Genomic DNA, 13,104 nt, shown 5'->3' with positions numbered 1-13,104 from the left:
TTTTCGGCCCTACCTGTGGTGCACCCCGGCCGACTGCGGCCGGGCGGAGGCCCCTGCCTCCAGGCTTGAGGGCCTGGTGGGGTGCAGCGGTCCCGTGCTGTGGGCTGCCTGGGTTTCGGCGGCTGGGAACAGCCGCTACACCGGGAGAAGGCCCGGACCAGGGAACTACCCAGGCTCTAGGGCCAGCTGCCATGGTGGCCTGGGGTGGTGGCATAACCAGGAACAGCAGGAGATGTTCCGGGCCGTGGATATGGGACGCAATGCCAGTCAGCTATTCAAGGGGGGTACCTAGGGGGGAACGCCCTAGGCGGCTTTTTCGTCTATTTTTGGCCGGGCAAACATAGACCCCAGCGGAGCGCTCTGTGCCAGACTGGCAAGGCCATGCCATGGCTGGGGAAAAGGATTAGCCCCCCAACCCCACCCATCCCCCAGAAATAAAATGATGTTATTCAAATACAAAGTGTAATATAATAAGTGTAAAATACGAAAAGTTTATGGATTTGCCCAGGTTTGAACTGAAAGAGGGCATTTCCACAGGTTTACGAAAGGATGTGGAGCCTATGCCCACCCCCCTCTATGACCGCCTGGTGGAGCTGTCCCACCAGCCCCTCCAGCGCTTGGACATGCCCGGCCACCACGGCTCCCCCGCCCCTGGGCTGGAGTTCTGGCCGGCCCATTTGGATGTCACCGAGCACCCCGCCACCGGCGACCTCTTCGACCCCGAAGAGGATGATCCCATCCAGCAGGCCCAGCAGCTGTGGGCCAAGGCCACTGGTATGGACACCTGCCTGTTCCTCACTGGCGGCTCCACCCAGGGCATCCAGGCCGGGCTGGCCCTCACTGCCGGGGTGGGCAGTGAGGTGCTGCTGGATCGGGGCAGTCACCGCTCTGTGTTCAATGCCCTGGAACAGCACCAAAAAGTAAAAACTGTATGTATAATATCGCCGACTTATTACGGTGTGTTGTCGGATATCCCCGCCATTGCTGCCGTTTGTCACCGCCACGGGGCCAAGCTGATGGTGGACGGGGCCCATGGGGCACACCTGCCTTTTTTGGGTTACACGGGCTACCAGAGTGCCGACGTGGTGGTGGTGTCCGCCCACAAGACCCTCCCCGCCCCGGGGCAGACGGCCCTGCTGCTGGCCCGGGGATATGAGGGGGCGGACCTGCGCCGGGTGGCCAGCCTCACCGGCTCCTCCTCCCCCAACTATGTGCTCATGGCGGGGCTGGATGTGGCCCGGGACTACCTGGAGGGAGAAGGGCGGCGAGCTTACACAGAAACCGCCAAGATTGTGGAAAACTTGCGCCGCCGCCTCCCGGCTCTCACACCTGGTGAGGTGGAGCTGGACCCCACCCGTCTGGTGCTGCGCTGCGATGATGGGCACCAGGTGGCCCGCACGCTGATGGAGCGGGGCATCTACTATGAGATGGCGGACAGCGGCCATGTGGTGCTGATCTTCACCTGTGCCGACGGGCCGGACACAGCCACAGCCTTGCTCTCCGCCCTGGAGGGCATCCCCCTGGGGACGGGCACTCCGCTGCCCCCTCCCCCGCCGCCTCCGCCTCAGGTGATGCGTCCCAGGCAGGCCCTGTTTGCCCCCACCCAGGAGGTGGCCTGGGAGGAGGCGGTGGGGCAAGTGTGCGCCTGCCAGCTGGCTCCCTACCCCCCGGGGATCCCGGTGGTGGCTCCCGGCGAAAAAGTGGACAAAAAACATCTGGCCTATTTAGAGCAAATAGGATATAATATGGATAGTATCAAAGTGGTCAATGACTGTTGACGCAAAGCAAGGGGGAGATTCTATGAAACTGATCATTGCTATCATCAACCATGACGATGTGGGTACCGTGACCCAGAATCTGTCCAAGAACGGGTTTTCGTCCACCCGTCTGTCCACCACCGGCGGCTTTTTGATGGCGGGCAACGTGACGCTGCTCATTGGCGTGGAGGACGAGAAGGTTCAGGCAGTGATGGATATTATCCGGGAGTACTCCCACAGCCGCAAGCAGATGATCCCCACCGCCTCTGAGATGACCTACGGCTATATCCCCACCATGCCGGTGGAGGTCACCGTGGGTGGCGCCACCGTGTTTGTGGTGGATGTGGAGCGGTTTGAGCGGCTGTGATGGAGCTGCCCCAGTCCCTCTCCCACGCCTACCTCATCACCGGAGGCAGTGAGGACAGTCGAAAAGAACTGGCCCGCCGCATGGCCTCGGCCTACCTGTGTACCGGGCACCCCGCACCCTGCGGGGTGTGCCGCCACTGCCGCAAGGTGGATGCAGGCATCCACCCCGATGTGCAGTGGGTGGGGCCCGGTGCGGACAAGCGGGAGATCAGTGTGGATCAGGCCCGGGCTCTCCGGGCCGATCTCTATGTCACCCCCAATGAGGGCGCACGGAAGGTGTACATCATCTCCCCCGCCGATGCCCTGAATCCGGCGGCCCAGAATGCGCTGCTGAAAAGCCTGGAGGATGGCCCTGCCTACGGGGCCTTTCTTTTGCTGTGTGAGCAGCCAGGGCTGCTGCTGGAGACGGTGCGCTCCCGGTGCGAGACCCTGGCATTGCCCCCACAGCAGCTCCAGCCCGACCCCAAGCAGCTGGAAAAGGCAGAGCAGCTGGCCCAGCTGCTGCTGTGTGGCAGCGAGCTGGAGGTGGCCAGGGGTTTGACTGCTTTGGAGCTGGAAAAGGCCAAGAGTGCCCAACTGCTGGAGCTTTTGTCCCTCACCGAGGGGTGTGTGGCCGGACAGCTCACCGCCCAGCCCCGGCGGGGTGCCCGGGTGCTGGAGATTTTGAAGCAGTGCCGGGAAAACGGCGTGTACAACCCCGGCGTGGGCCATATGCTGGGGTGGGTGTGCGCCCGCCTGTTTGGCTGAAACGGCCCCTGGGGGGCTGAGATATATACGGAGGAACATCCATGACAGAGATTATTTCGGTCCGCTTCAAAGAGGGCGGAAAACAGTATTATTTTGACCCCAACGGTCTTACCGTCCCTCAGGGAGTGGGGGTCATCGTGGAGACGGGGAAAGGTGTGGAGTACGGCATCTGCTCCCGGTCCAACGCCATGGTGCGGGACGATGCCGTGGTGCAGCCCCTGCGCCCGGTGGTGCGCATTGCCACCGCCAAGGATGAAAAGCAGGTGCAGGACAACCACCGCAAGGAAAAGGAGGCCATGAAGGTCTGCCAGCAGCTGGTGGAGCGCCACGGCCTGGACATGAAGCTGGTGGAAGTGGAGTACAGCTTCGACGGCAGCAAGATCATCTTCTTTTTCACCTCCGAGGGCCGGGTGGATTTCCGGGCCTTGGTAAAGGATCTGGCGGGCATCTTCCGCTCCCGCATTGAACTGCGTCAAATCGGCGTGCGGGACGAGGCCAGGATGCTGGGCGGCCTGGGCATCTGCGGTAAGCCCTTTTGCTGCCACCAGTTCCTGGACGAGTTCCAGCCTGTGTCCATCAAGATGGCCAAGACCCAGAACCTGTCTTTGAATCCCACCAAGATCTCCGGCACCTGCGGGCGGCTGATGTGCTGCCTGAAATACGAGCAGGATGCCTATGAGGATGCGGTGAAGCGCTGCCCCAAGCAGGACTCCTTTGTGGAGTGTCCCGACGGAGTGGGCAACGTCACCGCCGTGAATCTGCTGCGGGAGCAGGTGAAGGTGCGCCTGGAGGACTCCACCGAGCAGCCTAAGACCTACCGTACCACCGAGATCCGGGTGGTGCGCTCGGGCAAGGGCAAGCGGCCGGAGAACTATGTGGCTCCCCCCAAGGAGGAGCTGGAGAAGCTGCGCTGCACGCCCATCCAGGAGGAGAACAGCCTGAGCAAAGGCTCCAGCCTGGCGGCGCTGCTGGAGCAGTATATGGCGGTGAACCAGGAGGAGGAGCGCAAGTCCTCCCGCTCTCGCCGCCGCCGTGGCAGCGGGAAAAAGGAGGGGCAGCCCGCCGCCCAGCCGGACAAGGGCAAGCAGTCTGCCCCTCAGTCCCAGCAGCAAAAGCGGCAGAATAAGGGTCAAAAGCCCCAGCAGAACCAGCCCAAGGGGGGCAAGGAGCAAAAGCAGCAGCAGCCCAAGCAGCCCAATGTCAAGCCCAGCCAGCCCACCCAGAGCGGTGAGGGCGGCGGGGAGAAGCGCCGGCGCAGCCGGCCCCATCACCGCCGGAGAAAGCCACAAAATAATGAATAATTAAGAATGAATCATGAATCATTGTGGTGTGCCGCTTTGCGGCACGGATTTTGATGGTTGCAGAGACTTGAGGGCCATGCTCTTTGGCTCCCTCCGAGCCGACTTACGTCGGCCCATCTCCCTCCCTGAGGGAGGCTTTGGGCGTTGCAGAGACTGGAGTGCTTGCATTCTTCATTCTTCACTATTCATTCTTCATTCAAAAGGTGCAGCCGTAAGACTGCACCTTTTTCACAAGGAGGAGCCTATGAAAACCTACCAAGGGGTGCTCTATGACATTGACGGCACCCTGCTCAACACCATCAACATGAATATGTACCCTCTGATTCGGATTATCAAGGAGGAATTGGGAGAGGACTGGGCGCTGAAAGATGTCATCAAGTTCATGGCCTATCCGGGCATGAAAACCATGGAGGAACTGGGCATCCAAAACCCCCAGCAGGTCTACCGGCGGTGGGTGCGCTATGTCAATGAGTATGAGGAGGGGGCCACCCCCTATGAAGGGGTGGAGCAGGTGCTGGACGCCCTCCAGGCTCAGGGGGTACGCCAGGCGGCGGTGTCCTCCAAAAACCGGGCCCAGTATCACATTGACATGGTGGGCAACGGCCTGGATCGGTACATGGAGACGGCGGTGCTGGAGGAGGACACCACCCTCCACAAGCCAAACCCCGCCCCCCTGCTGGAGTGCCTGAAGCGCCTGGGACTGACCACAGACCAGGCTCTCTACGTGGGTGATACCCCCTCGGATGCCCAGGCAGCCCAGTCTGCCGGGATGGACTTTGCCTATGCCAAATGGAACGGCGTGGAGCAGGGCCGGGCGGACAGTGCTGCCTATGTGCTGTACACCCCCGGTCAGCTGCTGGAGCTGTTTGAGAGCCGCTGATTTTTCTATACATGTATAACCGGGAATGGGACACTTTACAGTCCCATTCCCGGTAATTTTTATGAAAAATTCATATCAATCCGGCGAAATTGGATGAAACCACAAAAATGACAGGAGATTTTTGGAGGATATGAAGTTAAAATATATAAATATTTCCTTGATAAAGGACAAGTTGTTTGGTATGATGGTAAAAATGGCGGTTGTCCGCCCGGACAAATTTTTGTATAAACCGCTTAGGACCCTGGACAAAGGAAAGGGAGGATGTAGAACATGAAACCAGTGTGGAAGCGCACAGTGGCTTTGACCCTGGCGACGGCGCTGACGGCCGGCTTGGTGATCCCAGCCATGGCGGCCAGCAACAACGGCACGGACACCGGTGTCTACGACGGTGTGCTGGGCACCCGGGAAACGCATTTTACCAGCAGCATTGCCTTTGAAAACGGAGAGGCCAAGTTTACCGGAGACGAGTGGTACGATGACAGCGAGGTCATCGGCATCAACCGGGAGCGGGCCAAGAGCCAGTTTATCTCCTATCAGGATGCCGAAACCGCCCTGGCCGCGGAGAAATCCGTGCTGGACAAGGTAGGCCCTGAGACGTCGGATTATTACATGCTGCTCTCCGACAGAAAGTGGGACTTCGCCCTGGTGGAAAATCCTGCTGAGGCGGCCAAGGTGGATGCCACCTACCTGGCCAAGGACTACACCGGGGACGCCTTCCAGAAGGAGTATGTGCCCCAGGCCTGGCAGACCTACCGCAATGAGGACGGCACCTTTAAGTACTTTGACGAGCCCATCTACACAAACACGGTCCTTCCCTGGTTCAACAACTTTGAGAGCGACACCTACACCGACCCCACTGCCCCCACCAAGTACAACCCCGTGGGCTACTACCGCACCAGCTTTACCCTGCCCGATAGCTGGGACGGACGGGAGGTCTTTATCTCCTTCCAAAGTGTGGAGTCTGCTTACTATCTCTATGTCAACGGACAAAAGGTGGGCTATTCCACCGACTCCTTCACCGCCCACGATTTCAACATCACCCCCTATCTGAATGAGAGCGGGGAGAACACCATCGCTTTGAAGGTGTTCCGCTGGTCCATCGGCAGCTGGCTGGAGAACCAGGACTTCATCCGCCAGAGCGGCATCTACCGGGATGTGTACCTGTACTCCAAGGATGAGGCGGAGATCCGGGACTTCTTTGTGAAGACCAAGTTTGACGACCGCACCAGTGAGGACAGCGACGTCACCGTCACGGTGGAGACCGACGTGCGTGCCCTGTTCAACAAAGCCCAGGGTGAATACACCATTTCCGCCCGCATTGTGGACGATGATGGCACCCCTGTGGCCACGGCGGACAACCAGACCGTGACCCTGGATGCGGCCAGCACCGACTATGCCGTCAAGCTGGCCGATGCAGGCAGGACCGTCACCAGCACCATGGAGGTGCGGAACCCCGCCAAGTGGTTCCCCGACACCCCCAACCTGTACTCTCTGGTGCTGGAGCTGAAGAAGGCTGACGGCACTGTGATGGAGGCAGTGGTGGAGCGCATCGGCTTCCGGGAGATCTACAAGGTGAACATCGACAATCAGGGCCACGAGCAGATGCAGATCACCGGGCGGCAGGTGGTGCTGCGGGGCGTCAACCGCCACGACACTGATCTGGAGACGGGACATGCCCTCACCTTTGAGGACTACCTCACCGATTTGACCGTCATGAAGGAAAACAACCTCAACGCCATTCGTACCGCTCACTACCCCAACGACAAGGCCCTGTACGACCTGGCCGATGAGCTGGGCCTGTATGTGTGCGCCGAGGCCAACGTGGAGAGCCACGCCGCCGCCTCCAACGGGGACAAGGTGCCCACCGGCAAGAATAACTCTGGTATGCCCGAATGGGTGGCTCCGGTGCTGGACCGTGTGGCCACCAACCTGGAGATGTACAAGAACAACCCCAGCGTCATCATGTGGTCCCTGGGCAATGAGGCCACCTACAGCTGGGCGCCTCTGAATGAGAACTACTGCTTCTGGGTCGCCTCTATGTACCTGCTCAAGCGTGACCCCGACCGTCTGCGCAAGTACGAGCGGGAGAGCGACGGCTATCAGCACTCCTATGAGAAGGCCGCTGGCGCCGACCCCTGGAGCGTAAATGTGCGCAAAGCAAACATTGTGGATATCCACTCCACCCAGTATAGCCTGCCCAGCAATGTGGCCAACTACAACGGGAAAATGCCCTACGTTCACTCCGAGTACAACCACGCCATGGGCCAGGCCTACGGCAACGCCTTGGAGCACTGGGATGTCATCCGCGAGAAAGACAATGTCCAGGGCGGCTTTATCTGGGACTACATCGACCAGTCCATCCGCACGGTGCGGCAGAATTCGGACGGTACCTACGATGAGTTCTGGGGCTATGGCGGCGACTGGATCGACAAGACCGCCAACGACAACGCCTTCTGCGGCAACGGCTTGGTCTTTGCCGACCGCACCCCCTCCCCCAAAATGACCGAGGCCAAGAAGGTACACCAGCAGGTGAGCTTCTACATGGACAACCTGGATGTGACCTCCGGCAGGGAGATTACCGTCAAGGTGGTCAACGAATACGAGAACACTAGCCTGTCTGCCTTTAACATCACCTGGAAGCTCACCGAGGACGGGGTCAAGACCCTGGGCAGCGGCACTCTGGAGCTGAACACCCCCAACATGGACGGCAAGAGCCTGATGAGCGGCGATCACGTCCAGGATGTCACCATCTCCCTGCCCCAGTTTGAGGCGGTGGAGGGCCGGGACTACCTGCTGGACTTCTCTGTGACCTTGAAGAAGGACACCAACTGGGCCAAGGCCGGCCATGAGGTGGCCTATGAGCAGTTCCAGCTGGATGTCACCGATGCCGGTGCCGCCGCTGATACCCAGGCTCCCGACAAGGACTTCCAGTCTGTCCGGCAAGTGGGCAGCGAGCTGATCCTCACCGGCACCACCGACAACGGCCAGAAGTTTGAGATCACCCTGGACACCAAAAATGGTGTCATCAAGTCCTACAAGCTTGATGGCAACGTGGTCATGACCCAGGGCCCTGAGCAGAGCCTGTACCGTGCCGAGACCTACAACGACACCACTGTGCAGAAGGACTCCAACCTGAAAAACGCAGGCGCCGCGGAGAACCTGTCCGGTCTGAACGTGGCAGTTACCAAGGCGGACAACCAGGTGCTCATGGCCATGAGCGGCTCCATGAAGGTGGATGCCGATGCCCTGATGGCCTACCAGATCTACGGTAATGGCGAAATCGTGGTCTTGAGCCAGTTTATTCCCACCAGCAACTTCGCCCCCAACGGTCTGCCTAAGATCGGTGGCCGGATGCTCATCAGCGGGGAGTATGACACCCTGACCTACTATGGCCGCGGCCCCGACGAGAACTATGTGGACCGCCAGAGCGGCTCCACCGTGGGTGTGTACACCTCCACCGTGTACGACCCCAACGATGCCATGGGCGCGGACTCCACCTGGGTCGGCAAGAAGATGCTCAAGCCCCAGGACAACGGCAACCGCACCGACATCCGCTGGACTGCCCTGACCAACGAACAGGGTGTGGGCCTGATGGTCACCAGCGACGATCAGCTGCTGGAGAGCTCCGTGGCCCACTACACCGCCGAGGAGATGAACTCCGGCTCCTACAACAGCTCCACCTATCGGCATCCCAACCAGATTCCTCAGGGTGAGGACATTGTGTGGAACCTGGACCTGCACCAGAACGGTGTCAGCGACACCGCATTCATGGGCCACAAGCCCCTGAATGGGTACTTCTTCCCCACCAACCAGACCTATTCTTACTCCTACCGCATCTCCCCTGTCAGCACCAAGGATCCCACTGAGCTGATGAAAAAGGGCAATGAGGGCTTCGAGGTTCCCACCTCCACCTACCCCATCACCTCCATCAGCATCAACGGCGAGGAAGTGGCTGGCTTTGACGTGGGCAGCGAGACCGGGTCCAGCTACACCCTGGCTGCCAACGAGTCCATCACCTCCGTCACCGTGGAGGGCACCGAGAACTACACCTACACCTTCAACGAGGACGGCACCCTCACCGTGACTGCCGCCAACAACTACGGCCAGGAGTTCAACTATGTGGTGAAACTGGGCCGTGAGGGCAAGGAGCTGGACCGCTCCGTCCTCTCCAAGGTCAAGGTGGACAACAACCACAACGACCAGCCCGGCTCCAACCTCATTGACGGCGACGAGAGCAGCATCTGGCACTCCAACTGGAAAGCCACCCCCTTGAACAAGCTGTGGTTCATGGTGGAGCTGGATGCGGAGACTGCCATCAACGGCATCCGCTATCTGCCCCGGCAGGACACGAACGGTGGCAAGCCCAGCTACAACGGCACCTTTGGTGACCATGACATTTATGTCAGCTCCAAGACGGTGGATCAGCTCTCTGGCGATCCCAGCAGCGATGGCTGGACCAAGGTGGCCACGGGCAGCTGGGCAAAGAATACGAATTGGAAGACCACTTCCTTTGGCAGCGTGGCCACTGTCCGGTCCATTCTGGTGGTGCCTCGCAGCACCTACGGTGACACCGTCAACGCCTGGGGCTCCGGCGCTGAGTTCCGGGTCACCGGCGCCACCACCATTGACACCAGCAACGTCACCGTCACCCTGGAGGACAGCTACACCTACAAGGGTGAGGAAGTCCGCCCCGACCCCGTGGTAAAGCTGGGTGAGCAGACCCTCATCCGTGGCTTGGACTACACCGTGGAGTATGCCGACAACGAGGCTGTGGGCACTGGTAAGCTCACCATCAACTTCTGCGGCGCTTTCACCGGCGATGCCATTGAGAAGGCTTTTACCATCACTGAGGGCAGCCAGCGCACCCTGACCCTGAACCTGGGCTCCGGAACCAGTGAGAAGCAGGTGTATGTGGGTCAGACCATCACTCTGGAGGCTGGCGAGGCTCCCGAGAACAAGATGTTCGACCACTGGTCCAGCACCAGCAAGAACGTCACCTTTGAGGATGCTTACAGCGAGAATACCACCTTCGTCATGCCCGACGAAAACGTCACCGTCACCGCCAACTATATGGACGGCTACACCGTCACCGTGGTGGGCGGCTCCCTGGACGAGGAGGGCACCATCACCTCTCAGATGTACAAGGTGGGTTCCTCTGTGACCTTCTTTGCCGACATTCCTGAGGGCAAGGTGTTTGACCACTGGGCCACCGACGGCGAGGACGCCCACATCACCGACGCCTACCGCAACCCCGCTTTGATGGACACCATGCCCGCCCGTGACGTGGTGGTCACTGCCCACTTCGGCACCGATCCCAACTACTTCGAGGTGTTGGACAACCTGCCCGACCATCACTATCTGGGCCAGACCTTCACGCCCCCTGCCACCCTGCGGGTGATTCAGGGCGATGAACAGTCCGACGCCCAAGTGACCTGGAACCAGGCCCAGGTGAATGCCATCAACGCTGCCACCGAGGTTTGCACTCTGCCCCTCACCGGCACCGTGGCCGGCCATGACGTGTCCACCACCGTGGCTGTGGTGCCCGGCAACGTGGTCTACTTTGTGGATGCCGGCGCTTCCGCCTTTACCGATGCGGTGGCCAACATTCTCAAGTACAACTCCGCCACCCTGCGCAACACCACCCCCGACCAGGCCTATACCCAGGAGAGCGGCTGGGGCTGCACCAACCCCGAGGCCGAGGTTGAGACCCACGAGGACTACGGCACCGACATCTATTCCACCATCCGCAACATGACCGCATCTTCTAAGGAGAACAGCGGTCATGGAAAGCCCCTGGTCTACCAGTTCGATGGCCTGGAGGCCGGCACCTATCAGGTGTATGTGGGCTACAAGAACATCTGGTATCAGACCCAGTATCAGCGCAACGCCACCATTGAGCTGCTCCAGGACGATCAGCAGCTGGCCACTGTGGACAAGAACCTGAACGTCCAGAACGGCCAGTATGCCCAGCTGGAGATGACTTTGACCGAGGCGGGCAGTGTGAAGCTGAAGATGAGCCCCAAGGCCACCGACAATGACAACAACGACATGCTGGTCAGCTTCATCGTCATCACCAAGAACGGCGACATCGTCCAGCCGGAGGAGTACAGCATCACGGTGAACAAGGAAGGCCAGGGCACTGCCTCCGCCTATCCCACCTCCGCCGCTGCCGGGGACACTGTGACCCTGTTCCAGCAGGCTGCTGAGGGCTGGCACTTCAAGGAGTGGAAGGTGGACGACGAGACCGTGGGGATCACGGGTAACACCTTCACCATGCCTGCCAAGAACGTCACTGTCACTGCCGTCTTTGAAAAGGACGCCCACACCCACACCTATGGCGAGCCCACCTTCACCTTCAGCAAGGATGGAAAGACCGCCACTGCTGTGTTTACCTGCGCCTGTGACAATAAGCTGGAGATGGATGCAGCCGTCACCGCCAAGGTGAAGGAAGAGGCCACCTGTACCCAGATGGGTACCACCACCTACACCGCCACCGTGAAGTTCGGTGAGGAGACCTATACCGACACTTTGGATGTGCAGGACATTCCTGCCACCGGACACACCCAGGAGACCATCCCCGGCAAGGCCGCCACCTGTACTCAGGACGGCCTCACCGACGGCGTGAAGTGCTCCGTGTGCGGTGAGATCCTTGTGGAGCAAGAGGTTATCAAGGCCACCGGCCACCACTATGTGGATGGCGTGTGCACCAACTGCGGTGCCAAGGATCCCAACTACGTGCCTCCCACCGAGAATCCCGATCCCGATCCCACCACCAGCGTGAATCCTGATCCTGATCCCACCACCAGTGTGGATCCTGATCCCACCACCAGTGTGGATCCCCAGCCCTCCACTCCCGTAGACCCCGAGCCCTCCGCCCCTGTCACCGGTGGAGACGTGATTCTGGACAACAATACCGATAACCGGATCACCGTGGGCAACGCCGACAAGGTGTTTGAGGCAAACACCGTGATCACCGTGGAGAGTGTCACCCAGGGCAAGATCTACGACACCGTGAAGGAAGCCCTGAAGAACCTGGTGGATGACATGAAGAACACCGCCATTCTGGACATCACCGCCACCCTGAACGGCAAGCCTGTTCAGCCCAGCGGCAAGGTACAGATGACCTTCGCCATCCCTGAGAACCTGTCTGTGGACAACCTGAAGCTGTTCTATGTGTCTGACGACGGCAAGACCACCGAGGAAATCGCCATCACCGTGGATAAGGACGCCCGCACCGTCACCGCCAACCTGGAGCACTTCAGCACCTATGTGCTGGCCAACGTGGCAGTGGACGAGGACGGCAAAGTGCCTCCCACCGGCGATGCCAACCAGATGCTGCTGTACGTGGCAGCCATGGCAGTGTCCATGAGCCTGCTGTGCGGCGCCGTGGTGGTGTCCCGCAAGCGCAAGGGCTAAGACCTAAGCCATATACGGAGAACGAAAAAGCCCCCAGGCCGGAAATTCCGGCCTGGGGGTGCCTTTTATGGGCTGTGGCGGAAGGATGATGGCGAGGTGCAGGCTTGCCAGCCCGGGGACGCTACCCGCTGGGGGATTGTCCTCTCGCCAATTCTCTGGTAGCACCCGCTGGCCTTATTTGCTCCCCAGGGTGTTTTTGCCTTTGCTTTTCAACGATTGTCTGGCAATCCCTTTGGCTTTGGTTTGCTCCGCAGGGTGACTTTCTCCCCGATGAGAAATTGGGGAAAGAATCGCTTAGGGCGTTCCCCCCTAAGTACCCCCCTTGGGGTACGGGGCTGGACATGCGTCAAGTCTATGGCTGGCTCTGGTCTGGTGCCGATCCAGGAAAGCGGCTGCTCCTGGCATAGTACACAGCTAGACAAGCCATGCACAGCTTCCCCACCAGAGCCTGACCCCGGTGGGGTGCAGCCGCTTGCGGCTGCCGGGGGCCGGGGCATCGGCGGCTGGGAACAGCCGCAACGCCAGGGAAAGGCCCGGACAGGGAAACCGCCCAGCCGTAGGGCCAGCTGCCATGAAAACTTGGTGTGCTGGCATCACCAGGAACAGCAGGAGATTTTTCGGGCCGTGGGTCGTCTGA

General features: G+C 60.1%; 6 protein-coding genes. All 6 read left to right on the top strand.

The window, feature by feature from the left end:
• The first annotated feature begins 500 nt into the window (after positions 1-500).
• The 6 genes from H9X86_RS05955 to H9X86_RS05930 all read left to right on the top strand — a co-directional run bounded on the left by H9X86_RS05955 (position 501) and on the right by H9X86_RS05930 (position 12,467).
• Complete coding sequence (locus tag H9X86_RS05955; protein ID WP_243416861.1) at positions 501-1,778, top strand: aminotransferase class I/II-fold pyridoxal phosphate-dependent enzyme; 1,278 nt, start codon at positions 501-503, stop codon at positions 1,776-1,778.
• Between the two features lie 22 nt (positions 1,779-1,800).
• Positions 1,801-2,124 carry a cyclic-di-AMP receptor gene (locus tag H9X86_RS05950; RefSeq protein ID WP_204900651.1) on the top strand — a complete coding sequence of 108 codons (324 nt, stop codon included), beginning with the start codon at positions 1,801-1,803 and terminating at the stop codon, positions 2,122-2,124.
• Positions 2,124-2,870 carry a DNA polymerase III delta subunit-related protein gene (locus H9X86_RS05945; RefSeq protein WP_204900650.1) on the top strand — a complete coding sequence of 249 codons (747 nt, stop codon included), beginning with the start codon at positions 2,124-2,126 and terminating at the stop codon, positions 2,868-2,870. The genes H9X86_RS05950 and H9X86_RS05945 overlap by 1 nt, the downstream gene beginning before the upstream one ends.
• Before the next feature lie 41 nt (positions 2,871-2,911).
• On the top strand, positions 2,912-4,171 hold the full coding sequence (locus H9X86_RS12735) for a PSP1 domain-containing protein (RefSeq protein ID WP_204900649.1): 1,260 nt from the start codon (positions 2,912-2,914) through the stop codon (positions 4,169-4,171).
• Between the two features lie 244 nt (positions 4,172-4,415).
• On the top strand, positions 4,416-5,051 hold the full coding sequence (locus H9X86_RS05935) for an HAD family hydrolase (protein ID WP_204900648.1): 636 nt from the start codon (positions 4,416-4,418) through the stop codon (positions 5,049-5,051).
• A gap of 270 nt (positions 5,052-5,321) precedes the next feature.
• A complete protein-coding gene (locus H9X86_RS05930) occupies positions 5,322-12,467 on the top strand; it encodes a glycoside hydrolase family 2 TIM barrel-domain containing protein (protein ID WP_204900647.1) in 7,146 nt (2,381 codons plus the stop codon).
• Positions 12,468-13,104 lie beyond the last annotated feature (637 nt).

It is taken from the genome of Pseudoflavonifractor capillosus, from assembly GCF_016902575.1.
Lineage (GTDB): Bacteria > Bacillota > Clostridia > Oscillospirales > Oscillospiraceae > Enterenecus > Enterenecus capillosus_A.
The sequence above is the reverse complement of the archived record's forward strand: the minus strand, read 5'-3'. Positions and strand labels throughout refer to the sequence as shown.

Bases quoted from the DNA above. Each gene is read 5' to 3' on its own strand.
- H9X86_RS12735 (WP_204900649.1), top strand. From the start codon at position 2,912: ATGACAGAGATTATTTCGGTCCGCTTCAAAGAGGGCGGAAAACAGTAT.
- H9X86_RS05935 (WP_204900648.1), top strand. From the start codon at position 4,416: ATGAAAACCTACCAAGGGGTGCTCTATGACATTGACGGCACCCTGCTC.
- H9X86_RS05930 (WP_204900647.1), top strand. From the start codon at position 5,322: ATGAAACCAGTGTGGAAGCGCACAGTGGCTTTGACCCTGGCGACGGCG.
- H9X86_RS05945 (WP_204900650.1), top strand. From the start codon at position 2,124: ATGGAGCTGCCCCAGTCCCTCTCCCACGCCTACCTCATCACCGGAGGC.
- H9X86_RS05950 (WP_204900651.1), top strand. From the start codon at position 1,801: ATGAAACTGATCATTGCTATCATCAACCATGACGATGTGGGTACCGTG.